This window comes from Formosa sp. Hel1_31_208 (assembly GCF_900104785.1).
Taxonomy (GTDB): Bacteria; Bacteroidota; Bacteroidia; order Flavobacteriales; family Flavobacteriaceae; genus Psychroserpens.
Map to the genome: position 1 here is coordinate 1,580,348 of NZ_LT629733.1, position 24,825 is coordinate 1,605,172.

Sequence of the window (24,825 nt, forward strand, 5' to 3'; positions counted from 1 at the left end):
ACGATATTGTCGGACTTTTTATGATTGGTTGGTTAAATAATTATAACATCATTTTATATAGCGTGTCCGACTCTTAAAAAAAGAGGTTTGTCCTTGCTTATATGTAATGACGCAGTTGTTCATTTTATCTTTAATTATGAATCAAAGCTAAGAAAAAAAACTTTAAGTTGTATTTTTGATTTGAAAACTAGCATTATGAAACACTTTTTATTATTATTTCTATTCATATCTACTTTGAGTTGTGCTCAAAATAAACGTCCAATTTCAGGAGACACTGAGTTTCAACAAGAAATCAATGCAGAGTATAAGGATGCCACAACATCGCCTTTAAAGGATAAGGACAGAAAAAACTTTAAAGGTTTAGAATTCTTTAAGTTTGATTCTACATTTGTTGTAAAGGCAACATTTAAAAGAACACCAAATGAAGAGGTTTTTAAAATGAAAACAACGACGAGTCGCTTACCCGAATATGTTAAGTATGGTGTTATTACTTTTGAACTCAATGGGAGATCACATGAACTAAACATTTATCAAAATCAGGGTTTGATTAAGACAGAAGAATATGTAGATTACTTATTTCTGCCTTTTTTAGATAATACTAATGGTGAAGAGAGTTATGGAGGTGGTCGTTATATTGATATGAGAATTCCTGAAGGCGATGAACTCGTTATTGATTTTAACAAAGCTTATAATCCGTATTGCGCTTATAATGAGCGTTATTCATGTCCGATTGTTCCAAGAGAAAACTATTTAGACCTCGACATTAGAGCTGGTGTAAAAGCATTTGATAAGCATTAAGATTTCACAAGATACATTCCGAAGAATACGGCAAGAAATCCAATAACAAAACTAGCGATTGTATAAAGTGCAAAGGATGTAAAATCTCCAGATTTTAGCAATACATGATTCTCGTAGGCGAAGGTAGAGAATGTGGTAAATCCGCCACAGAATCCTGTTGCCAACAATAAAGTTTGATTCGTGTTGAGGGTGTCATTTTTGGCGGCAAGTCCGAGAATAATTCCAATGAGAAGACTCCCAATGATATTAGCAGCAAATGTTCCATAAGGTATTCCAGAGTCATGACTATTGAAGTGTCTTCCGATAATAAACCGAAGCACACTTCCAAAGCCTCCACCTACAAATACGAGTAAGAGTTGTTTCATTAGTTAACGGCTAAGTAGATTTCTGTAATCCAATTTGCGGGATTTGGTGTAGACATTGGATCGGTAAGATAAACTTCAATCATTGGTCCAGATTCGATAAGTTCTAAATTATTTTGAGCGATATATTTCATGGTTTGATCCCACGATTCTTTAAGATTTTCATAGTCACCCCTAAGTTTTGTTTTTACAGCTTTAAATGGTTCGAGTTGCCCTGTTAAAATATTAGCTTCTGATGAGGTCATCTTTGATGTGGTTGGGATGCAGCATGAGAAAATAACGGCATCATTTTCTTCATCCCATTTATGATAAATAACAAAAGGTTTGCCTGCCATGGTGATATTATTTGTAAGCGCATAACCGCCAATTATTGGCATCATTTCCTGCATTTTTTGTTTAAAGTCTGACATTTTACTCGACGCTGTATTATATAAATAAAAACCGCCGCTATGCTGAGTAATGCCTTCAACGTTAATGCTGAATTTTTTCATATCTGCCTGAACAATACTATCGAGTTTATAAAGCCCTCTTTCAAAATCGGGACCTGTGTTTGTTTCTATTGAACCAGAAAAGGCCACATATAGTTTGGTCATAAAGTCTTGTTCACCAGCCATCGCCCATGTCACCTTTGTGCCGTCTTGGGTAGGTTCAAATGTCCAATGAATTTTGGAAGTCGATTCAAAAGGTTTTAAAAAGTCAATTTGCTGCTCTATAGCTTTATTTGAAACGGTTTTTAGGGTTTGCATACGTCCTTCACCTAAGATTTCACCTTCCCATGCATATCCCGCGTTTATACCAGAGGTTTTATCTTCATAGCTAAGTATGGCATTGGTGTCTTGTTCAATCCAAGGTGAAAATCTAGGCCACTCTTTGTAATCATTGACGATATCATAAACCACAGAAGTTGGTGCTTTGATAGTTCGACTTCGATTGAACGCATAGTCATTAGGTTGCACAGCAACATAAATGGCGAATCCAATAAAAAAAATCAGCAAAAGAAAGATGATATACTTAATAGCTTTCATAGAGATGGATGTCGTAATAATATTTAGGTAATCAAAGATAATCAATTTTAGGAGATGTTATTAAATGTTTACATTTGTGAGACAACTTTTAAATAATTAACAATGAAATTAAAATTTATTCTAGTTCTGTCAATTTTAGCTGGTTTTATGTTCTCATGTGTAGGAGATAAAAAAAGTGATTTGCCAGAAACTGCTATTGTAGAAAAAACTGAAGAATTTAACTACAACGTCGAGCAATTTGCCGATATTAAAATTTTACGCTATCAAATTCCAGGATGGGAAAACCTGACACTTAAAGAACAAAAATTAGTGTATTACCTAACGCAAGCTGGATTAGCTGGTCGTGACATCATCTGGGATCAAAATTACAGACATAACCTTAAAATCAGAAAAGCTTTAGAAAATGTTTATGCGACTTATTCTGGAGATAAAACAACTCCCGAATGGCAAGCTTTTGAAACTTATATGAAACGTGTATGGTTTTCTAATGGTATTCATCATCACTATTCAAATGATAAACTAAAACCTGGGTTTACGGATGATTACCTAAAAGGGGTATTGACTGAAACCAATACCACTTTAGAAGAAGATGCATTTAATGTCATTTTTAATGATAAAGACGCTAAGAAAGTGAATCTCACTAAAGACGTTGATAACGTTTTATTATCTGCAGTAAATTTTTACGGACCAGATGTGACGACAGCTGATGTAGAGAATTTTTACAAAGCTAAGGTGTCTCCAGATCCAAAAAAGCCTTTGTCTTATGGTTTAAACTCGCAATTGGTTAAAGAAAATGGAGTCCTAACAGAACGCATGTATAAATCAGGAGGTTTATATGGTGAAGCAATAGATGAAATTATCAAATGGTTAGAACGAGCCCAAGGTGTAGCCGAAAATGAGGCGCAAGGTGAAGCACTAGGTTTGTTAATTGAATATTATAAAACTGGAGACCTTCAAACATGGGACGATTATAATGTGGCTTGGACAGCTGCAACAGATGGAAATATTGATTACATCAACAGTTTTATTGAAGTGTATAATGATCCAGCGGGTTACAGAGGGTCTTATGAAACAATCGTGCAGATTAAAGATTTTGATATGTCAGAGAAAATGGCTGTACTATCAGAAAACGCACAATGGTTTGAGGACAATTCACCTTTAATGGATGAACACAAAAAAGATACTGTTGTAGGTGTTACCTATAAAGTTGTAAATGTTGCTGGAGAAGCGGGTGATGCATCTCCTAGCACACCAATTGGAGTTAACTTGCCAAATGCAAACTGGATTCGTGCTGCAGTAGGAAGTAAGTCGGTGTCTTTAGGAAACATAATTCACTCGTACAATAATGCAGGAAGCTCAGGGCGTTTAAAAGAGTTTGTGCACGATGATGAAGAGTATGAACTTGAAAAAAAATATGGTCAGATAGGTGATAAGTTGCATACAGCACTTCATGAAGTTATTGGTCATGCTTCGGGACAATTAAATCCAGGTGTTGGAGAAACTAAAGAAACGCTTAAAAAATACGCATCTACTTTAGAAGAAGGTCGTGCAGATTTAGTTGGTCTGTACTATTTATATAACCCGAAATTACAAGAGTTAGGATTAGTTGATGATTGGAAAGCTGTTGGAAAAGCAGCTTATGACGGTTACATTAGAAATGGGTTGATGACACAATTAATTAGATTGAATTTAGGAGATGATGTAGAAGAAGCACACATGGTTAACAGACAATGGGTTTCTGCCTGGGCGTTCGAGCAAGGCAAAGCCGAAAATGTTATTGAGAAAGTCACTAGAGATGGTAAAACCTATTTTAATATTAACGATTATGATAAGCTTCATGAGCTTTTCGGACAATTATTACGCGAAACACAACGTATTAAGTCTGAAGGCGATTATGCAGCAGTGGAAGCTTTGGTTGAAGGTTATGGTGTAAAAGTAGATCAAGCAATACATGCTGAGGTATTAGAACGTAACAAACAATTTACGTCTGCACCTTATAGCGGATTCGTAAATGCGGTCTTAGTTGCTGAAACAGACGATAATGGTGAAATAACGGCTATTAAAGTTACCCAACCGGAATCATTTGATGGACAAATGTTGTCCTATAGTAAGACGTATAGTTTCTTACCTGAAGAAAACTAATTCCCAGAGATTATAATGTAAAGAACAGGATGTAAATACGTTTACATCCTGTTTTTGTATGTGCTTGTTACTAATACTCGTTTTGAATACTTCTTTTAAAGAATGAATAAAATGATGTTATTGTAATTTGATATTGTACAGTTTCCACAATTCTGTTATAATTTGAATTGCAGTCTTATGAAAATAAAAAATCCCCAATTAAGGGGATTTTATAATTTTTTACTGTTTTACAAATCGTTTAGTTGTTTTCATATTATCAGTAGTTACAGAAATTAAATACATACCAGCAGCTAATTGGTCTATGGCAATTGCCGTGATTTCAGCTGATAGTTGTCTTTCAAATAGTAATTTTCCATTGACGTCAAATACTTGTGCAAAGGCATCAGTTCCTGATTGTGTTTGTATCGAAATCCAATCAGTTGCAGGATTTGGGAATATTTTGTATTCTCCATTTTTGAAGTCCTCTGTGCTCAAATTATCTTCAACTGTAACTGTAATATTAGCTCTTACAATGGTCAAGTCAGGCAGCAAAGGATTTGTGATTTCACAATAATAAACACCACTATCGGTTGGTTGGGCATTGACAATGGTATACGTACTTGCATCTGCACCACTTATTGCGGTACCATCTTTAAACCACTGATATTCATTATTCATAGCAGTGTCTTCTCCGTTTCTGTTAATATTTGTATCATCGACATCTAAAACGATATCTACTCCTGGAGGCGACATAATTTCTTCTTCTTGATCTGAAGTACGTTGAGGTGAATAAGTTAATTGACCATAAGAGATACCGTTATTTATTAATGGTTCTAGATCTCCAAAATCAAAAAAGTTATTATCAAGAAAAATAAAAGCTAGTTCAGGATTTGTAAGACCCGTTAAGTCTGGTAACGGACCAGAGAAATCACATTCGAATAAGTTGATTGAACGCAATTCTGTTAAGTTAGAAAAACTTGAAGGTATTTGCCCATCAAAACTACTACGAGCTAACGATAAAATCTTAAGATTTGTTAAGTCCCCAAATGCAGTTGGCATTTGACCTGTAAAGATATTACTAAACCCACTATAATCACCTCCATCAATAGTCAAATCCTCTAGATTTGTTAAAGTTACTAAACTTGAAAGTAGCTCACCTGATAAATTTGTACCAAAAATTCTTATTTCACGCAAATTTATAAGGTTACCAATACTAGTTGGCACTGACCCAGAAATTCCTGTTAATTGAAATCGAAATCTTCTTAATTCACTAAGGTTACCTATACTTGTAGGTATTGGACCGGTTAAATCTGTCTCAATTGCTATATTTAATGTTTCTAAATAAATTAAATCACCAATCTCTGTTGGTAACACACCATTCAAACCGGCATTACCAAAAATATCTATTTGAATTACTTTATTTCCTCTTGTTGTAATAAAATCCCAATTACCAACGGGTTCAGTACTTAACCAATTGGTGCTACTCAACCAGTTAGGTCCATCTGTTGCATTATAAAATGCTATTAAAGCATCTCTCTCTTGCTGGCTTACAGGACCTGTTAAATTTATTAACTTTCGTTCAATAATTAAATCGGGTATTGTACTGCTTGTTATTTCACAGATATATGAATCTAAATCATCCGATTGAATATTAGTTAAATCATATGTTGCACTAGTAGCCCCTGCAATCAATATATCATCTTCAACTCCACGGTCTTTAGACCATTGATAGTTTACATTAGTGCCTGTATCTGGTGTAACAGATAACGTATAATTAGACCCTATTGTTGGTTCAAATTGTATTTCATCATCAACCGTAGTCTGCGAGGTATACCTAAAGTCTGGTATAGTAGAATTATTCGTAAAATGCGTTTCTAAATCACCAAAAGAAAATCTATTACTAGAAATATCGAACTTTTCTAGAGTACTTATTGAACCTAAATCAGGAACTTCTCCAGATAAATTGCAGCTTCTAAAGTCTGCAATTTCTAAAAAAGTAAGGTCTGCAAGTGATGCTGGTAACGTGCCTGTGATACCAAAAGTACCAAGAACTACGGACACAACATGACCATTATCTACTCTAACATTTGTCCAAGTGGACAATGGTGCTGGGGTATTCCAACTAAAACCAAAACCGAAAGGCCAATTAGGACCGTCAGTTGCATTATAGAGATCTATTAGGGCTTGGCGTTCCTCTGGGGTTCCATCTTGATCAATACGTGCATCAATAAGAGATGGTGCTCCAGGCTCATCTCTATTAATAAGCACGTAGTATACTTGGCCTTCAACGATGTTAAATGTAGTTTGTGTGCCAATACTGCATGAGGATGCTAAACTTAATTCAGTATTTAGTGCATTGAGGCTTGGAGCTGTATAGGCGACAAGATAAGCTGTATCTGTAACCGGTGGGGCATTAAAACCTGAATTGCTTAAACGGAAGAACGCGGAACCATTAGTGTTTGCTGTAAATTTATAAAACACAGTTTTAAGACCTGCAAGGTTACAACCACCAGTTTGCCCTCCAGGGTTTACTGCTGCTAAATCAAGACGTAAAGGGTCTTCAATAAAATATTCTGAACCGGTTATTTCAATAGCATTTTCTATTGTATCGTTAGTAGGAGGAGTACCGATAGAAAAAGTAATATTAGACAAAGCATCTGCGTCAGATCGATGCACTTCTATATAATAAGCCTGACCAGAACTCACAGAAACCGATGCGGATTCTGCAATAGCACAATCAGAAGCTAAAACAAGTTGTGATACATCTGTTTGATTTAAATCTGGTGCCGTATAAACAATAATAAAGCTTTGAGTTATTGGTGTACTAATCACATCTGAGATTACACCTGTTAAATTGCCGTCTGCAGTTGCTGTATATTTATAATATACTTTGTTAAAGACCCCTGTCGGACAAGTAGGCGGTTCTTCGTTTGTTGTAGTGGCCAAATCCAAACGTACGTTTGCATCGGTAAAGTTAGGTCCAGTAATTTCAATGGCATTTTCAATCAAATCATTTGCAGGAACTTGTGAAAAAGCAAAAAAGGTTACTAATAGGGCAGTCATACAGAGTAATAATCTCTTCATAATGGGTTGGTTTTAAAGTGTTGAATAATAGCAATTTCCAAAATAGGAAAGTTGGTAATGATAAACAATACTCAAATTGAGTATTTAAATAGGCTGGTTTTTACTGACTTTGCCGATGATTAAAAATATGGTAAACTACAGAATAGATTAAAACGAAAAAATACCCAATACAGGGGATATTTAATATTATGTTTTATTGTGCTATTTCCTGTAAATAGGGATGTTTAATCCAACAAAAATATCAGTAGTTTTTGAACTGTCTGATAATAAATTACTAAAAACAGAGCCAGAACCAACAGTTAGAGGACCGAGTCTCAAGCCCCCTCCAAAAGCAAAATCCCCATATTGTCGTAGACTTAATGGCGCATAAAAACTAAACCATTTAGTCTCAAGTCTTGGTGCTATAGTAAATGAATTAATAATTGAATTATTTAGCTCGTTACCTTTTTTTACCATAGAGAGATTTGCTTGTGCACTAACTAACCATTTTTTTGATAGTCTGTAATCCACTAAAAGGCGTAAGGCCGTTGGTAGTTGTAATTTTGTCTCCTGAGTCACAGTGGTGTTATTATAGTTGTTATCTAAGAACTCCTCGACGTCATCTTCATAGGTGGATGTATCTACCGTATTGTTTAAATCATAACTTTTTATTTCAGTATCCTGATAATTTATGGATCCAATATCGGTTATTGCAAGACCAATTTTTAATTTATACGGGTCACGATATGATGGAATTGAGTCATTTTCTCTGTTGGGATGCCATTGATAGGTAACACCAATGTCTAAACCAATACCACTAGTAAGATTACCAAAATCAAGATCGTCTTCATCAAAATCATTTGTGCTACCATAATTTAGTGTGCCTTTAGTAGTTAAGGATTCAGAAACCGCAGTGTATTGCCCTTCTAATCCAGGACTGTTTATAAATATACCTCCTGCTCCTTGAAGGTATTTTAAGGTTACACCTGCATTTAGAATGTGTTTGGGTTTATTCATTACTTGTCGTCCATAAGCTAACCCTATCTCTGACCAGACATGAATTGTACCACTCAGGTTTGTGGAATTAAAATCAAAATCATCTTCAGATTCGAATTCGTCTTCAATCGTTTCAAATAATTCTCCATTAATATCATTGATATTTACAAAAGCACGACCTCTGGTGATTATTCCTATACTACTTTTTTTATTGATATTAAACATAAATGATGGACCAACAACATCGGCATTCAAGAAAAAGTTATTTGTGTTACTTGGAAATCGTTCTGAATCATTTTCTATATCAAAACCATCGCCACCCAGTATGTCACTAACATTAATTCCGAAGTAGTCACTTCCACCAAAAGTACTCACTGAGAAGAGATTGATATCGGCTCTAAAATTTGAACCTACAACGTTAGCTGGATTACTAGTTACGCCTAGAATGCCCGAATAGTTGTCAACTGTATGACCTATATAGCTTTGACCATTTGAGGTGTTGATAAAGCATAATAAAAGTAACAAAACTAAGAATTGAAAAGATTTCATAGAAATTTTGTAGTTGGTTAATAGCGGGAGAAATTTAAAAAAAATGGATACATGATAAAATACCCATTAAAGGGTATTTTATCATGTATCCTTCTTTATTTAGAATCTGTATTTTTTCTCTAGAGCATAGCGCATCAATTCACCTTTACCTTGAAGCCCTAAGATACGAGCCATGTTTTTTCTATGTGTATCAACGGTATGTATACCAATGAAAAGCTCGTCGGCGATTTCTCTAGACGTTTTACCTAAAGCGATAAGCTCCAAAATTTCAATTTGACGTTTGGTTAAGAGCCCTTTCTTTTTCGAATTGCTCTCTGAATCTAAAACATTGGTGTTAATATTGATGTCAAAATAGGTCTCGCCCGCAGCAACCGTATGAATGGCAATTAAAACTTCTGAAAGTGCAGAATTCTTCAAAATATAACCTGTTGCTCCAGCATCAAACATTTGTTGTATCGCATCGGTTTGATCGAACATGGAGAAGGCCAACACTTTAATATGCGGATTTGATTTTTTAATGTGTTTGGTGGCTTCAATGCCATCCATTTTTGGCATTCTAATATCCGTTAGAACAACCGTTGGCTGTTTTAATTCAACAATTTTTAATAATTCTTCACCATCATTAGCAGTGCCAACAATAGAGATGTTTTCTTCATGTTCTAAGAGTAATTTTATACCATCAATAAGTGATTGATGATCTTCTGCTATGGCCAATCGGATCATAATGGTATATCAATTATTATAGTAGTTCCTTTACTTTTTTCGGATTCTATAGTGAATTTCCCATCCAAATGCGCTATCCGTTTATCAATGCTGCTAATGCCCATGCCAGAGTTTAGTTTTCTAACTCTTTTTGAATCAAAACCTTTGCCGTTATCTTCTACCATAATATTAAAAGTATCATCATGATTTGTTAGATAAATTAAGCCTTTTGTCGCATTGGCATGTTTTATTATATTGGTGATTAACTCTTGTATAATTCTAAAAATTATTATTTCAAGAGGATTGTTTAATCGTTGCTCTAAACCATAATTTTGCACTTCTATTGTTAACCCGTTAATTCCAGATGCGTTATTAGAAAGTTTTTGTACAGCTGGCAATAGACCGTTTTTGGCCATTACACCAGAATTTTTTAAATGTGCCATGGAGCGCACTTCAACATAAGCATCTTCTAATAATGTACTGGTTTTTTTTATAAGATCTTCAGAAGTTTTTAGCTCATTTTGATGCTTAATGAGATATTCAAACTGTAATTTTGCGGCAGAAAGTGTTGCCCCGACACTATCATGTAAATCTGCTGCTAAACGTTCACGTTCTTTTTCTTGTCCAGTGAGCATCGCATCAATTGTTGTAAGCTCCAAATCTTTAAGAATTTTTTCTTTCTCTTCAATTTGTTCTTGACGTTCCTTTTCAGCTTTAAGTTGTTTACGTTTTGTGTTTTTGAAAATTAAAAACGCAAAAAGCGACGTAGCAGCAATACTTCCGGCCCAACCAATAGCAAGATTCACTTTCTCACTGTTCTTCTGTTGAATTTCTTTTTCATGTGCTAACGACAATTTTAGATTTTTTTCTAAATTTAATAAACTGTCTTTAACTCTGTAATTTTCAATTTCCAGTTTCTGGAGCTCTTTTACGGTTCTTACTTCCTGATTGGAATCCCCATATTCTTTAGTTTTTTGATAATGGAATAAACCGCGCTCATAGTCTTTTTTTCCTGTGTACCCCTCAAATAAAAAATAATGACCGGTCATCAGTTCAGATCTGCTAGAAATATTTTCGGCATGAATAAGCGCGTTATGAGCATTTTCTATGAGCTCATCATACTTTTTTCGTTTAAAATAATTAGCTGCTAAGACATTATAACCATTGGCTTGTATATTGTCATTATTAATTGATTTCCCTATCCTTATACCTTCCTTTATGGATTGCATTGCTAAATCATTTTCTTTTTTGATCGTATAACTATGGCCAATATTTAATAGTATTATAGCTTTGGTCTTTTTATTTTTTACCGCTTCTAATAAATTCAAACTTTCATTATAATAGTCAAGAGCGATATCAGCTTTGTACCTGACATTATAGATATTACCTATATTCATTAAACTCGTGGCAATAGCAAGAGTGTCATTAATAGTTGTACTTATTTCTTTGCTTTCTTGATAAAATTTTAGTGCTTCATCTAAATCCCAACTCAATTTGTACATACTGCCAATATTATTTAAAGCAGTGGCTTCCCCTTTTTTGTTTTTAGTTTTTTTGTATATTTTTAAACCTTCTTTATAGTATTCTGCAGCCTTTGGATAGTCTCCTAAGGTTTTTAGAATATTACCTAAAGTTGTTAATGCATCAGCGTGTTGGTGCGGTATGTTTTTATCTTTGGTGAAACGAATTAAGGTATTTACAAGGATATAAGCACTGTCTGTTTTGCTGTCAACATAGTTGTTGGAAATGAATTTATTAAATGCAATTGCTCTGCTCGAATCTTGTGCCTCTGAATTGCGCCATAATTTCAATAAATCGTCATCTTTTGTTTGGCACATTACAGAAGTTGAGATTAGTAGTATAAAAAAGGCTAATAATTTAGAAGTCACATGAGCTGTTTTAAAAACCATCTTTCTTGATTTATGTTATTTATTTAGAAACATCCATAATCATGGTGAGTCCTATGTTTATTTCAAATTCTATAGTTAGTGTACAATTTAAACTAAAAAGCCCAAAAAATACTATGACGTCATTACTGGTTTTATGTGAAAATAGTCTTAATAGCCCCAATAAAAACTATAAAAGCAATAAAAGCAATCAAGACCCAAATACTACCTTTGTAGTATTTCCTGTGCAGTTTAAGATCTCTTTTGTATGCAAAAAAAATAACGATAGCGAAGGCTATAGCGAATAAAATTCCAAAAATCAATTGACCGTTAGTAAACATATCTTTATTTTTAAACAAAATTAATGAAACCTATCATATTTTCTTATAAATAAAAGGTGAATATTAAATTTATAAACTGCACCATTTAAAGGTGCTGTTTTAGTTGAATGTTCTATTTACTTCGAATTTAAGATTTAAAACCAATATTATGAAAGACAAAATTGAAGCTGTAAAAGCATTTCACACTGCATTTAAAATCGGACATAGAGAAACACCAAAAGCCCATTTAGGATTGGAAAAAAATATGCTGCGTTATAAACTCATGAGAGAAGAAAACGAAGAATATCTCGAGGCTGCAAATGATAACGATCTTGTTGAAGTTGCTGATGCTTTAGGTGATATGCTTTATATTCTCTGCGGAACCATTATTGAACATGGTTTACAACACAAAATTGAAGAAGTATTTGATGAGATACAGCGCAGTAATATGAGTAAATTAGGAGAAGACGGTGAGCCAATTTACAGAGAGGACGGTAAAGTTCTTAAGGGACCTAATTACTTTAAACCCCATATCAAAACGATTTTAGATTCATAAAAAAAAAGAGCCATTTGGCTCTTTTTTTTCTATTAGTTTACTGGAAAACTTATTTCACTGGATATCTCCAATTGTGTTTATCTTCACCTAAATTATGCTGAATGTTTAACATATGTTGTTTTAATTTGGCAGCATAAGAGTCTAAACCTAAATCTTCAAGTTCATAAACTTTATCTCTGTATTCAAAGGCAGAAATTTCACTAATTACTGCTGCAGTACCAGTTCCAAATATTTCTCGTAAAGTGCCATTGTTAGAGGCATCCACAATTTCTTGAACTTTAATAGGGCGAACCTCAATTGCAACTCCATTGTCTTTTGCTATTTGAATCACACTCTTCCTTGTGACACCATCTAGAATTCTATCACTAGTAGGAGCGGTAATAAGTGTGTCGTTAATTCTGAAGAAAACATTCATGGTTCCAGCTTCCTCTAAATAGGTGTGTGTGCTTGAGTCTGTCCAAATAATTTGTTGGAAGCCTTTTTCTTGAGCGAGCTTTGTTGGGTAGAATTGTGCAGCATAATTACCAGCAGCTTTTGCATATCCAACACCACCATCAGCTGATCTACTGAAATGCTCTGCAATCACGACTTTTACTTTTCCTTTATAATAAGGCGATACAGGTGAGCAAATAATCATAAAACGATAGTTCTCAGAAGGTGCTGCCGAAATGATAGGTTCTGTAGCTATAGCGAAAGGTCTTACATACAATGAATTTCCAACACCAGGTTGAATCCAATCTTTATCTAAATTGATCAATGCTTTAAGACCTTCAAAGAAATATTCCTTTGGGAATTCAGGCATTGCTAATCGAGCACATGACTTATTGATTCTATTGAAATTCTCTTCTGGTCTAAATAAAAACACATCTCCGTTATCATCTTTATAGGCTTTCATACCTTCAAAAACAGCTTGTCCATAATGAAAAACACGTGCTGAGGGCTCCATAGACATTGGGCCATAAGGCATGATTTTTGGCTGCTGCCACTCGCCGTCTATATAATCACAAACAAACATGTGATCAGTAAAGGTTGCCCCAAATGCTAGGTCGGAAAAGTTGACATCTTTTAGTTTAGATGATTCTGCTTTTTCGACGTGTAAATTACTCGTGTATATATCTGACATTATTGATAGTTTTTGATATTGCAAAATTAGTCATTTATGATGGGTTAAAAAACATAATATTTTCTAAAAAATTCCGTAACTTTATAGCTTAATTTGTTAACATAAATCAAATCAAAATGAAACACATTTTTTCAATTCTATTAGTGACTTTAGTGCTAGTATCTTGCAAAGATACAACCAAACAAAACGAGGAGGTCGCAGAAGAACTGTCACAAGAAATCGCTTATGCATCCTTTGGAGAAGAAATTTCAGATGCCGATGCATTAACTTCAAAAGTTATGGCAGTTCAATATGCAAATATGGCGGTTGGTGATTCTATTGATGCAAAAATGGTGGCTAAAGTAGACGAGGTTTGTCAAGCAAAAGGCTGCTGGATGAAATTAGATCTTCCTGACGGTGAACAAGTCATGGTCAAATTTAAAGATTACGGGTTCTTTATGCCTAAAGATATCGCTGGAAAAGAAGTCATCATTAACGGTAAAGCTTTTGTTAATGAAGTACCAGTTGATGAGCAACGTCACTATGCTGAGGATGGTGGAGCAACACCTGAGGAAATCGCAAAAATAACAGAGCCAAAAAGAACGTATTCGTTCATGGCTGATGGTGTACTTTTAAAAACTGAATAATGAAGCTTTATTTTGGGTATCTTTTGATGCTAGTATTCTTTTGTAATTGTAATTCTTCTGAGAAAGCAGAAAAGAAAGTGACTATAACCGATGGTAAATCGCTATATAAGGTGTATCAACCTTCGGAAATGTCGTCGCTCATGAAAGGTATGTATGCATATAATGAGCAGATTAAAAACGATATTGAAGCAGGTAAGGCGCCCTCTGAATTTCCAAAAGAATTCTTAAACATACATTCTGCGCAATTATCAGAGACAAAATCTAGAACCGATAATTTTAATTTGTATTCTAATCGCTTTATTGAGGCCCAACAATTAGTTTTTATTGAAGACACGACGACGCCAGTGTCGCAACGCTATAATAATGCTATAGGCATGTGTATTTCTTGTCATAAAACAGAATGTACAGGTCCAATACCAAAGATTAAAAAGTTACTTATTAAATAATTACGGTGCGCAGAAAAATTATTACCACTGCCGATGGTTCAAAAACCATTCAGATAGAAGATTGGAATGAGCAATATCATTCTGTTCACGGTGCCATACAAGAAGCAAACCATGTGTATATTAAGCATGGTTTGCTTTTTTATTATTCTGAGAATAAGCGCCTTCCAAACCAACCGATATCTGTTTTAGAAATTGGTTTTGGTACAGGGCTTAATGCTTTACTCACCTTATTAACTGCCCAGAACTTTGGTCATCCGGTTCATTACGTTGGTGTTGAGGCTTTTCCGGTAACGTCTGAAGAACTGCAAGAGCTTAATTATCCGTCAGAATTACATATAGGATCATCGCTATTTGAGGCATTGCATGAAACACCTTGGGAAACAGTTAATCATATTTCCGAAGATTTTCAGCTTATAAAGCAAAAAAAATATTTCAAAGAAATTTCCGAAGTGAATACCTATGATGTGATCTACTTTGATGCATTTGGCGCTCGTGTCCAACCTGAATTATGGACAAAAGAATTATTTCAGATTATGTATAAGGCTTTGCGACAAAATGGTGTTTTAACAACTTATGCCGCTATCGGAAGGGTGCGTCGTAATTTAGAATCTATAGGTTTCCATGTTGAACGTTTACAAGGTCCGCCTGGAAAGCGTCATATGCTAAGGGCTGTGAAACGTTAAACCCTTATTAAAATCTATTTTCTAGGTTTGCTATTTAAGTAAATTTGCACTGTTATGAGAAAGATACTTATTACCGGAGCTACAGGATTAATCGGACGAGAAATTGTTAAGGTTTGTCACGCACATAATCATGTCGTGCATTATCTTACAACATCCAAAAATAAGCTCAGTACTCATGAGAATTATAAAGGATTCTACTGGAATCCAGACAGCAATGATATTGATGAACAGTGCTTTGCAGGTGTCGATACCATCATAAATCTAGTTGGCGCTTCCATTTCTAAACGATGGACAAATAGCTATAAAAACGAAATACTTACTAGTAGAACTAAAACGGCTAAGCTTTTGAAAGACACTATTGCTAAGTACAATTTCCCTGTAAAGCACATGGTTTCTGCAAGTGCTATTGGTGTTTATCCGAGTTCAATGACAAATTATTATGAAGAAGATACGGAAGAAGTTTCCACATCCTTTTTAGGTGAAGTGGTTGAACAATGGGAAGCTGCGGTTGATACATTTTCTAGTTTAAATATTAAAGTTGCTAAAATCAGAATTGGCTTGGTTCTTTCAGAAAAGGGCGGTGCTTTACCAGAAATTGCTAAACCTGTTCGTTTTGGCGCTGGTGCCGCTTTTGGTGACGGTAACCAATGGCAGTCCTGGATTCATATTAGTGATTTAGCGCGTCTTTTTGTTTTTGCGGTTGACAATGAGTTAGAAGGTATATATAACGGTGTAGCACCAAATCCTGTCACCAATAACGAACTCACAAAAGCGGTGGCTAAAGTATTACATAAACCACTCATACTTCCCAATATTCCTAAACTAGCGATGAAGTTAGTGTTGGGAGAAATGCATATGCTTCTATTTGAAAGTCAACGCGTGAGCGCTACTAAAATTGAAGAAACAGGTTTTGATTTTGAATTTCATCATTTGGAAGTCGCTCTTTTAGACATTTTTAGCTAATACTCCTTGGTGAAACAATAGGTATCAATGCGGCTAAGATAGTCTCAGGGTTATTATTATTTGTATAATTCAAAAATGTAAAGTATATTTGTCATATAGTAAAAATAGTTTTACTTAATATAAAATATATTTGTCAATTATGGAACGAAATAGTTTTGCGGAATGTGAGAGAAGAGGTTTAAATAAATTTATCAACTTTAGATTACCACACTCTTTTTATAAATTAGGAATGATTATCGTGGGCGCTTCAATCGTCATGATGTTTGTAAGAGCTTTTGCGTTAGAAGGAGATTACGATATACTTAAAGAGGTTTTAAAAAAAGTGTTGCTAATAGGAATGTTGTTGATGTCTATAGCAAAGGATAAAGTTGAAGACGAACTCATTGTAAAACTGCGTTTGCAATCATATACATATGCGTTTGTTACTGGTGTTATTTATGCTTTAGTCATGCCTTATGTGGATTTTGGAGTATCTAATATTGTGCATGGAGGAGGAGAAGTCTATAAGGATTTAGGTGATTTTCAAGTGTTAATTTTCATGTTGTTAGTGCAATTACTTTGTTTTACCGCCTTAAAAAGAAGCAGATAATGGAAAACACAATAAAAGTAGAGCGTGCTATTTTGAGTTTAACACAGGATGATCTCGCTAAAAAAATTGGAGTTTCCAGACAGACTATAAACTCTATTGAAGCTAATAGATATGTGCCGTCAACGGTTTTAGCACTTAAGCTTTCTGAAGTATTCAATAAACCTGTAAATCACTTTTTTAAGCTTTCAACGGATGATTAAATTGCCATTATTCATTGTGTCTCTTGTGGTATTTATAGTCCTATTAGTTGTTTAAATATGGGTAAACCTTGTGTTGCGCTTTCAGAAATTACAGTGATACGATGGGAGCTGGCAATAGCTGGATTTGGGTCAATAAAGTAAATTGGTGTATCATGAGGGGCGTAATTTAGTAGTCCTGCGGCAGGATAGACCTGCATTGAGGTTCCAATAATAAGTAAAATATCAGCAGTTTGACAAATATCAATAGCGGTTTCAATCATTGGTACTTCTTCACCAAACCACACAATATGTGGTCGTAATTGATGTCCTTGATCACAGGTGTCTCCTTTATTCAAATCAGCTGTCCATGTTTTAACATCCGATTCATTTTTTGTACTACGTACTTTAAACAGTTCACCATGTAAGTGAATAACTTCGCTACTGCCAGCTCGTTCATGTAAGTTGTCAATATTTTGAGTTACAATAGTAACTTTAAAATTGTGTTCAAGTTCGGCTAAGTGGATATGCCCACTATTTGGTTTTACCTCATGCAGTTGTTTTCGTCTCTCATTATAAAACTCTAAGACCAATTCCGGATTTCTAGCAAATCCTTGAGGAGAAGCGACAGCCATCACATCATGCCCTTCCCAAAGTCCGCCAGCATCTCGAAATGTTTTTACGCCACTTTCGGCACTCATCCCAGCGCCTGTCAATACGACGAGGTGTTTCATAATTGGTATTTTATTTGTTTTTCCAGGCTTTAAAATCTTCAGACTTTGCAAATTTATCTAAGATGTTTTCACCGTTTTCATCTTCCTCCTCAACATAATCTATAATTAATGGTTTGTCATAACCATCAGTTATTAATGCGTCTAAATATATTACAGCATCAGTAAAGTTATTCAACATGACTAGGGTATTGAGGTAACCCGCTTGCCCATCAAAGAAGTCTGGATAGTTATCTATGGTATATTTAAATAAATTAAGGGCTAGGTCATAATTTTCATCTTCAAAAGCAACACTCGCTTTCATGTAGTTTAAAAAGTCGTCTTCGGTTTCATTTTGAAGCTGATTAATAACTTGAATGGCTTCATAATATTCGCCTTTATAATAGTGATAGTCAATTTTATTCAGAGCAATGGTTGGATCATCGGGATGGGTTTCTATTAATTCCTCTAAAGCCTTTAAATATTTACTTTCATCAATATTACTTGCGACCAAAACTTTAAAAATCTGTAAGAACTTTTCCTTTGAAAGTTCAGTTTTTAAACCATCTATAGTGTTGTATGCTTGATTATATTTTTCATTATTATTATACATTAAAGCTTTAAAGACTTCCTTAAAGTCTTTGTTTAAATCGGATGTCCGTTTTTTCTTAGACTTTTTTTCAGGTAAAGTATAGGTGATCATTCGACCTAAAGTTTGCGTAAAATGTTCACCCGTTAAATATGTGTACATATCGGTGAACTGAATGTCATCATTTGTTTTGTGCAGTCTAAAATCGTGATAATTCATGCCACTATCAACAGAATACATTCTAAAAAGTGCATAATAGGTTTGCGATGGAACATCATAACGATAACTAATAAAATCATAGTAGGAGCCATTTTCAACTTGTGACATGATTTCCTGAGGGAAGGAGTTTAAGGATTGTTTCATCCCCACTAAGAAGCCTTTGATATAGCTGTCACTTGCATCGATATCAGGATGATGGCTCAAAACTCGTTCGAAAAATAGATCTTCATTCAATTTTAATAAAAAGGAATCTACATCGCTGCTATGAATTGTATTTTCAATAAAGCTTCCAAATTCAATTACTTTTTGAGTGTTTTTATCGCTATAAGCTATGGTGTCTTTTAATATTTTATCTGCGTTTTCTTGCGCATTTGCATTGAAGGAAATAAATAGCAAAGCCAAAATTAAAAAGTAGAGTTGTTTTAATGTCATAGAGTTATTATCTTTTGACTAATATAAACTTTTTTAATGATTGATAATAAGCTACTAGAACATCTTGAAAGCTACCTCACCGAACAACGGAAAAATAGATTTGCTAAAATCTTATCACAACGCACAAAGCATTTTACTGTGGCTACAGAAGATGTATACCAATTGCATAATACAAGTGCTGTGATTCGTAGTTGTGATGTCTTTGGGATTCAGGAAGTCCATATTATTGAAGAGCAAAATACGAAACAAATTGATAGAGAAATCGCCATGGGAGCTCAAAAATGGGTAGATTTAAATCGCTATCACTCTGTTAAAGAAGCTATTAAGGAATTAAAATATAAAGGCTATCAAATTGTTGCAACGACACCACATAAGGATGATAGTGTATTGGACAATTTTGATGTCACAAAAAAATCATGTTTTTTCTTTGGAAGAGAAACTGAAGGCTTGTCGCAAGAGGTTATAGATGCAGCCGATTGTTTCTTGAAAATACCAATGGTTGGTTTTACTGAAAGTTTAAACATTTCAGTCTCAGCCGCAATAATTTTACAAGAGGTAACCACAAAACTAAAACAAACCGACATTAATTGGCATTTGACCGAGAATGAACAGATGGAAAAACGTTTAGATTGGTGTAAGAAAACGATAAAGAGTTATGATGAGATTGTTGAACGCTTTTATCAAAGCCAATAATACATTGCTATTAGAAGCTTTTTGGAGACTATTAAAATATCAGTTTGACGGTTAGATTTTTAAATAAATACTTTATATAGGTAATTGAATTCTAATATATGCGGCGTCTAAATTTGCAAAACCGGTTGATTAGCTATTATTTTTGTCGTTCATGTTAATTCATTTGTGAACTCAATTCGAAATGCTAGATTCGCCTTACAATAATTAGCTTATAAATGATCTCTATTATTATCCATCAGTTGAAATCGTTACGACTGACATTTTTAGTTATTTTTTTTACATCTTTCACGGTGATAGGTGGCGTATTCCTTATCCATGTTTTAGAAGATGTACCACTGGAATTTTTAACAAATGATCTAGCAGTCATTGGAAAGGTGCCGCCTTATACTGGGATACAATCTCAATTAGGAATATTTTTATGGGCCGCTACCGCTGCTATATGTTTTTTTGGAAGTGCTCTAAGCAAGAATGCTCAAAATGGGTCTTTTTTAAAGGTATCGGCTGGGATTTCTCTTTTTTTAGGTTTAGATGACGTATTTATGTTTCACGAAATAGTGTTTCCTGTATTAGGTGTTCATCAAAAGATTGTGTTTTTAGGATATGGTCTACTTATTAGCGTCTATCTTTTAAAATTTTATAAGGTCATCTTAACAACAGATTTTCTGCTATTAGGTTGTGCTTTAGCTTGTTTTGCTATATCCCTTTTGGTAGATAACTTCTTCTATGAAGCATCTTACTATGTTACCAAACTTCTTGAAGATGGCGCTAAATTTGTTGGAATTTTAATTTGGTTGATTTACTTTGTAAGAACCAATAAACAGATGGTTGAAAGAGCGTAATTAAAAGCGACCTGCCTTATCACGATTTAAAACTTTGTATTCTTCGTAGCACTCACTAATGGCATCTAAAATTTGGAGGTCATTAGCGGCTTGTATAAAGTCTTTAGAATAGTTGCATTGATTGACTATTTCATCGAGATCAAATCGGTCTACCTGAAGTAAAACCATTAGCATTTCTCTATCAAAACGAGAAGCCAATTCATTTCTGATGACGTCATCCTCCTTCATTTTTTTTAGCTTACGAAGTTCACGTGGTTTTTTGCCAAAGACATTGTGTAAGAAATCGGCAGGGTTAAAAATAGCACCTAATACCTTGCTGACTGCATTTGGACGTCGGTTTCCAGCTTCATAACCTCGATTTGATAATCCCGAAATACTGTAACGATAATTAGATTTTATGGGAACTTGTTTAACATCAATTTCTAAATAACCAGTGAGTTTTAGTTGTTTTACGACTACCTCTTCAAGGGCTAAGGCTAATTCAGTCATCCCAATTTTAGTCTCTCCAAATTTTAACCAGTCATTGGTCACTCTTACTTTTATGGATTTATAACCCAAATACGATAAATGAAGTGTGTCGTTAAGCTGTGCTTTGATTTCAAAATTACCTTCTTCATCTGTAGAGGTGCCTATCACTTGATTTAGATTGACAATATTTACACGATCGATAGGTTGATCTGTACTAAGATCAATAACGGTTCCTTTGACATAAGTATCCTCCTGAGTATAGCTCGATGTAGAGCATATCACGACTAATAAAAATGTAAATAAGAATTTCATTTGGTGCATATTGGACTTAAAAATAGTAAACAATTGGCATACCATTATAAAGTAGGACGTAAATTTGACTTAATATTAACAAGATGGCTAAAAAAAAGCCTCAAAATGAAATTTTGAGGCTTTTGGTCTTTTTTGTTTTATCGTCTAGAGCGTCTTGGTCTATCAGATGTTGATGTGCTTTCCGAACGTCTTGGTGGTCTTGAATCTCCGCCAGAACTTCTTCTATCACTTCTGTTATTAGAACTTTCACTAGATCTTCTATCGCTTCGTCTTGAAGACCCTCCTTCAGAAGAACGCCTATCACTTCTATTGCCCGAGCCAGAATCACTGTGTCTACCGCTGGAACGTCTTTCGCCTCTTGGGCTATCCTCACGTCTGCGTTTTCCACCTCCGCCATCTCTTCGCCCGCCACGATTTCGTCCACCACGATTTCGTCCACCACCTTTGTCTTCACTAACTTCTACATTAACAAATCGGCCATCGTGTTTAAAATCAGTAAAGAATGCTAAAACCTTCTCTTGGTTCTCTTTTTCCGTATTAAAGAAAGAGAAACTGTCTTTGACGTCTACTTTAAATACATCGTCGCGACCTAAGTCTAACACTTCTTTTAAGAAATCTTTCAACTTCATCCAATCGTAACCATCTTTACGTCCCACATTAATAAAGTAACGTGACTCGTTTCCACTACCACCATAACTGCGACCACTTTCTCCTTCAGAATCTCTTGACGAGCTTGCGACATTGAGATCTTTAGTTTTTTGGTAGTAATTAAAGAAGCGTGTGAATTCTACTGAGAAGAATTTTTTAATTAATTCGTCTTTGTCTGTATCTTCAAATAATTCGTTAATACTTTTGAGGTACTTGTCAATTTCATGGTTGATTTCAGTATTATGAATTTTATTTGCAAGTGACATCAATTGTACTTCACAAATTTCCATACCATCAGGAATTTCTTTTTTTACAAATTCTTTCTTAATGATACGTTCAATGCTTTTAATCTTACGAACTTCACTTTTAGAAACAATTACCATAGAAATACCTGTTTTGCCTGCGCGTCCGGTACGTCCAGAACGGTGGGTATATATTTCAGGTTCGTCAGGTAATTGATAGTTAATCACATGTGTAATATCGTCAACATCAATACCACGAGCAGCAACATCTGTTGCGACTAGCATTTGTATTTGTTTGTTTCTGAAAGACTTCATTACTAAATCACGTTGATTTTGACTCAAATCACCATGTAATGCACCCGCACTGTAACCATCTTCAATTAAGTTTTCGGCTACTTTTTGAGTATCTCGTTTGGTACGACAGAAAATCACAGAGAAAATATCTGGATTAGCATCAGATAAACGTTTTAAAGCTTGGTAGCGATCTCTTGCGTTTACTAAATAGTATTCGTGAGACACTTGACTTGTGCTTTCGTTTTTATTTCCAACTGTAATTTCAATTGGGTTATCCATGAATTTTCTAGCAATGTTTGACACCTCTTTTGGCATGGTTGCAGAAAATAACCAAGTGCTTTTATCATTTGGAGTATGTGATAAAATATCAGTGATATCCTCATAAAACCCCATGTTTAGCATTTCATCAGCTTCATCTAAAACCGCATATTCAATTTTAGAAATATCAACCATGTTTCGGCTAATCATATCTTTCATACGACCTGGAGTTGCAACAATAATTTGTGAGCCGCGCTTTACAGATCTTGCTTGATCCGTAATACTCGCACCGCCGTAAATAGCTGTTACATTTAAACCTTTACAATACTTTCCGTAGAGTTTAAGTTCATTTGTAATTTGTAAACAAAGTTCACGTGTTGGAGATAAAATCAAGCCTTGAGTTGTACGACTATCAATATTAATTTTTTGTAACATTGGAAAACCAAATGCTGCAGTTTTACCTGTTCCTGTTTGCGCTAAGGCAACAAGATCAGCTTCTTTTTCTAATAAAATTGGAATTGCTTTTTGCTGAACATCACTAGGTGTTTCAAATCCTAAATCAGTAATAGCATGCAGTAGGTCTTCATTGAGACCGAGTTCTTGGAATGTGCTCATTCTTTTGTTTTGTATTCGATTATGTCTTTTGGTGTTACAAAAGAAGCGAATCGACATACTAAACACTTAAACTTCTAGGTAACACATCCTCACTCTGAGGAATCTTTAGTTCCGTTTTATCGGAATTCGCTTCACCGTTATGTGATTTTGGTAAACGAAGATGCAAAGATAGTCTTTTATTTGGATATTCAATATAATGGCGTTTTAACACGCTCTCGCACGTCGCTTCCCAACAAAAGGGAGAGCTCCAACAAGTGCTCCATCGTTAACGCATATTTGCTAATCATTGGCAGATGAATAGATAAATATTTATAATCACTCAACTTTATTAATAGTATTTATTACATTAGGCCTTTAAAATTTATGAATTATGAAAAAACTACTATGTGTCTTTGTGTTATTTGCAATGACATTCAATCTGCAAGCTCAAGAACCAAAAACTTCTGAAGCAGATCAAGAGAGAAAGGCTCGTACATTAGAGCTGATGGGACAAAAAATTGAAATAGATATAGATACATCACTCTTTATGGAAGTAACTGTGAATACGTATATTTCTGAAAGCCCTAGAGCTGTAGTTATGGCTATGATGGTACCAGATTCTTACGCGGTTACAAAGCAAAGAATGAATGAAAATACTGACCCACAATTTAAAATTTCAGAAAAGGGAGAAACTGAAATGAATGGTGTTAACGTGCTCTATATGAAAGGTACAAGTATGGCAGAAGGATCAACATTAGACAGTGAAATGTATTGCATGGCTATTGATGACGAGACTTGTTTGATGGTTATTGGCATGGTTGAACAAAATGCAGATGCAAAGTATTCAGAAGCAATTAAAAAGGCAATTAATTCTGTGATTAAAAAGAAATAATTAGAATTAAATTTGATTAATAATCCAGCACAATTGCTGGATTATTTATTTATAAATGGTTTAGAAATGTGACCAACTGAGCCACTGCTTTCCCACGATGGCCAATTCGATTTTTTTCTTCTAGTGCTATTTCTGCAAAGGTTTGATCATAACCTTCTGCTTTAAAAATGGGATCGTAACCAAAACCACCACGTCCATGCTTGGTTTTAGTGATTTCACCTTTACAAATTCCCGTGAAGGTTTCTAAGCTACCATTTAAATGGAGCGCTATTACGGTTTTAAATTGCGCGTTTCTATTGGATTTGTCTGAAAGGTTCTCTAGCAATTTATCCATATTGTTGTGAGCATCGCGTTGCTCCCCAGCATAACGAGCGCTATACACACCAGGTTCACCATTCAGGGTTTCAACTTCTAAGCCAGTGTCATCAGCAAAGCAATCATACCCGTAATGCGTTTTGATATAGTCGGCTTTTTGAATGGCATTACCTTCAATAGTAAGCCGTGTTTCAGGAACGTCTTCAAAACAGCCAATGTCCTTTAAACTTAATAATTGTATGTGCTGTGGTAACATAGACTGTACCTCTTTGAGTTTATGTAAATTATTCGTAGCGAAGACAAGTTGCATGTGTTAATAATTAAAGGTCAAAAGTA

24 protein-coding genes are annotated in these 24,825 nt (G+C 34.7%); 12 read left to right on the top strand and 12 right to left on the bottom strand.

Annotated features, from left to right (window positions below; translation table 11 throughout):
- Positions 1–195 precede the first annotated feature (195 nt).
- A complete protein-coding gene (locus BLT57_RS07170; protein WP_091424209.1) occupies positions 196–798 on the top strand; it encodes a DUF1684 domain-containing protein in 603 nt (200 codons plus the stop codon).
- Here BLT57_RS07170 and crcB read toward each other — a convergent pair.
- Both crcB and BLT57_RS07180 read right to left on the bottom strand, forming a co-directional pair.
- On the bottom strand, positions 795–1,163 hold the full coding sequence (gene crcB, locus BLT57_RS07175) for a fluoride efflux transporter CrcB (protein WP_091424212.1): 369 nt from the start codon (positions 1,161–1,163) through the stop codon (positions 795–797). The two genes, BLT57_RS07170 and crcB, sit on opposite strands and share 4 nt — an antisense overlap.
- Entirely contained in the window at positions 1,163–2,185 is a 1,023-nt protein-coding gene (locus BLT57_RS07180) for an SRPBCC family protein (protein ID WP_091424214.1), read from the bottom strand. Before BLT57_RS07180 ends, crcB begins: the two co-directional genes overlap by 1 nt.
- A 102-nt stretch (positions 2,186–2,287) precedes the next feature.
- Between BLT57_RS07180 and BLT57_RS07185 the strand changes: the two genes are divergently transcribed.
- On the top strand, positions 2,288–4,327 hold the full coding sequence (locus BLT57_RS07185) for a dihydrofolate reductase (RefSeq protein ID WP_091424216.1): 2,040 nt from the start codon (positions 2,288–2,290) through the stop codon (positions 4,325–4,327).
- A gap of 219 nt (positions 4,328–4,546) precedes the next feature.
- On the opposite strand, the gene BLT57_RS07190 is transcribed toward BLT57_RS07185, so the two are convergent.
- From BLT57_RS07190 to BLT57_RS07205, 4 genes are all read right to left on the bottom strand, one after another.
- Positions 4,547–7,390: a T9SS type A sorting domain-containing protein gene (locus BLT57_RS07190; RefSeq protein WP_091424219.1), complete on the bottom strand. Its 2,844-nt coding sequence runs from the start codon at positions 7,388–7,390 to the stop codon at positions 4,547–4,549.
- A 201-nt stretch (positions 7,391–7,591) separates the two neighbouring features.
- Positions 7,592–8,914: a DUF5723 family protein gene (locus BLT57_RS07195; protein ID WP_091424220.1), complete on the bottom strand. Its 1,323-nt coding sequence runs from the start codon at positions 8,912–8,914 to the stop codon at positions 7,592–7,594.
- 99 nt (positions 8,915–9,013) lie between these two features.
- On the bottom strand, positions 9,014–9,637 hold the full coding sequence (locus BLT57_RS07200; RefSeq protein WP_091424223.1) for a response regulator transcription factor: 624 nt from the start codon (positions 9,635–9,637) through the stop codon (positions 9,014–9,016).
- Complete coding sequence (locus BLT57_RS07205; protein ID WP_091424225.1) at positions 9,634–11,526, bottom strand: sensor histidine kinase; 1,893 nt, start codon at positions 11,524–11,526, stop codon at positions 9,634–9,636. Before BLT57_RS07205 ends, BLT57_RS07200 begins: the two co-directional genes overlap by 4 nt.
- Positions 11,527–11,991: 465 nt before the next feature.
- On the opposite strand from BLT57_RS07205, the gene BLT57_RS07215 reads away from it, so the two are divergent.
- Positions 11,992–12,378: a nucleoside triphosphate pyrophosphohydrolase family protein gene (locus tag BLT57_RS07215; protein ID WP_091424230.1), complete on the top strand. Its 387-nt coding sequence runs from the start codon at positions 11,992–11,994 to the stop codon at positions 12,376–12,378.
- A gap of 49 nt (positions 12,379–12,427) precedes the next feature.
- Here the strand turns inward: BLT57_RS07215 and BLT57_RS07220 are convergent, their stop codons facing one another.
- Positions 12,428–13,501: a branched-chain amino acid aminotransferase gene (locus BLT57_RS07220; protein WP_091424232.1), complete on the bottom strand. Its 1,074-nt coding sequence runs from the start codon at positions 13,499–13,501 to the stop codon at positions 12,428–12,430.
- Positions 13,502–13,617: 116 nt separating this feature from the next.
- Here BLT57_RS07220 and BLT57_RS07225 point away from each other — a divergent pair, with 116 nt between their 5' ends.
- From BLT57_RS07225 to BLT57_RS07250, 6 genes are all read left to right on the top strand, one after another.
- Complete coding sequence (locus BLT57_RS07225; RefSeq protein WP_091424234.1) at positions 13,618–14,127, top strand: DUF4920 domain-containing protein; 510 nt, start codon at positions 13,618–13,620, stop codon at positions 14,125–14,127.
- Positions 14,127–14,573, top strand: coding sequence for a hypothetical protein (locus BLT57_RS07230; RefSeq protein WP_231928644.1), 447 nt, complete (start codon positions 14,127–14,129; stop codon positions 14,571–14,573). The genes BLT57_RS07225 and BLT57_RS07230 overlap by 1 nt, the downstream gene beginning before the upstream one ends.
- A gap of 5 nt (positions 14,574–14,578) precedes the next feature.
- Positions 14,579–15,256, top strand: a complete 678-nt coding sequence (mnmD, locus tag BLT57_RS07235; protein WP_091424238.1) for a tRNA (5-methylaminomethyl-2-thiouridine)(34)-methyltransferase MnmD — start codon at positions 14,579–14,581, stop codon at positions 15,254–15,256.
- A 54-nt stretch (positions 15,257–15,310) separates the two neighbouring features.
- Complete coding sequence (locus BLT57_RS07240; RefSeq protein WP_091424239.1) at positions 15,311–16,219, top strand: TIGR01777 family oxidoreductase; 909 nt, start codon at positions 15,311–15,313, stop codon at positions 16,217–16,219.
- Positions 16,220–16,358: 139 nt separating this feature from the next.
- Complete coding sequence (locus BLT57_RS07245; protein WP_091424241.1) at positions 16,359–16,808, top strand: hypothetical protein; 450 nt, start codon at positions 16,359–16,361, stop codon at positions 16,806–16,808.
- Positions 16,808–17,008, top strand: coding sequence for a helix-turn-helix transcriptional regulator (locus tag BLT57_RS07250; RefSeq protein ID WP_091424243.1), 201 nt, complete (start codon positions 16,808–16,810; stop codon positions 17,006–17,008). The genes BLT57_RS07245 and BLT57_RS07250 overlap by 1 nt, the downstream gene beginning before the upstream one ends.
- A gap of 32 nt (positions 17,009–17,040) precedes the next feature.
- On the opposite strand, the gene BLT57_RS07255 is transcribed toward BLT57_RS07250, so the two are convergent.
- Positions 17,041–17,718, bottom strand: coding sequence for an NAD-dependent deacylase (locus tag BLT57_RS07255; RefSeq protein ID WP_091424246.1), 678 nt, complete (start codon positions 17,716–17,718; stop codon positions 17,041–17,043).
- 10 nt (positions 17,719–17,728) lie between these two features.
- Positions 17,729–18,934: a M48 family metallopeptidase gene (locus BLT57_RS07260; RefSeq protein WP_091424249.1), complete on the bottom strand. Its 1,206-nt coding sequence runs from the start codon at positions 18,932–18,934 to the stop codon at positions 17,729–17,731.
- Between the two features lie 36 nt (positions 18,935–18,970).
- On the opposite strand from BLT57_RS07260, the gene BLT57_RS07265 reads away from it, so the two are divergent.
- Both BLT57_RS07265 and BLT57_RS07270 read left to right on the top strand, forming a co-directional pair.
- Positions 18,971–19,627: an RNA methyltransferase gene (locus tag BLT57_RS07265; protein WP_091424251.1), complete on the top strand. Its 657-nt coding sequence runs from the start codon at positions 18,971–18,973 to the stop codon at positions 19,625–19,627.
- 215 nt (positions 19,628–19,842) lie between these two features.
- Positions 19,843–20,466: a hypothetical protein gene (locus tag BLT57_RS07270; RefSeq protein ID WP_091424254.1), complete on the top strand. Its 624-nt coding sequence runs from the start codon at positions 19,843–19,845 to the stop codon at positions 20,464–20,466.
- On the opposite strand, the gene BLT57_RS07275 is transcribed toward BLT57_RS07270, so the two are convergent.
- Complete coding sequence (locus BLT57_RS07275; protein WP_231928646.1) at positions 20,467–21,246, bottom strand: carboxypeptidase-like regulatory domain-containing protein; 780 nt, start codon at positions 21,244–21,246, stop codon at positions 20,467–20,469.
- 137 nt (positions 21,247–21,383) lie between these two features.
- Positions 21,384–23,303 carry a DEAD/DEAH box helicase gene (locus BLT57_RS07280; protein ID WP_091424259.1) on the bottom strand — a complete coding sequence of 640 codons (1,920 nt, stop codon included), beginning with the start codon at positions 23,301–23,303 and terminating at the stop codon, positions 21,384–21,386.
- Between the two features lie 370 nt (positions 23,304–23,673).
- Between BLT57_RS07280 and BLT57_RS07285 the strand changes: the two genes are divergently transcribed.
- A complete protein-coding gene (locus BLT57_RS07285) occupies positions 23,674–24,174 on the top strand; it encodes a hypothetical protein (RefSeq protein ID WP_091424263.1) in 501 nt (166 codons plus the stop codon).
- Positions 24,175–24,223: 49 nt separating this feature from the next.
- On the opposite strand, the gene BLT57_RS07290 is transcribed toward BLT57_RS07285, so the two are convergent.
- On the bottom strand, positions 24,224–24,799 hold the full coding sequence (locus tag BLT57_RS07290) for a non-canonical purine NTP diphosphatase (protein WP_091424264.1): 576 nt from the start codon (positions 24,797–24,799) through the stop codon (positions 24,224–24,226).
- Between the last annotated feature and the right edge of the window lie 26 nt (positions 24,800–24,825).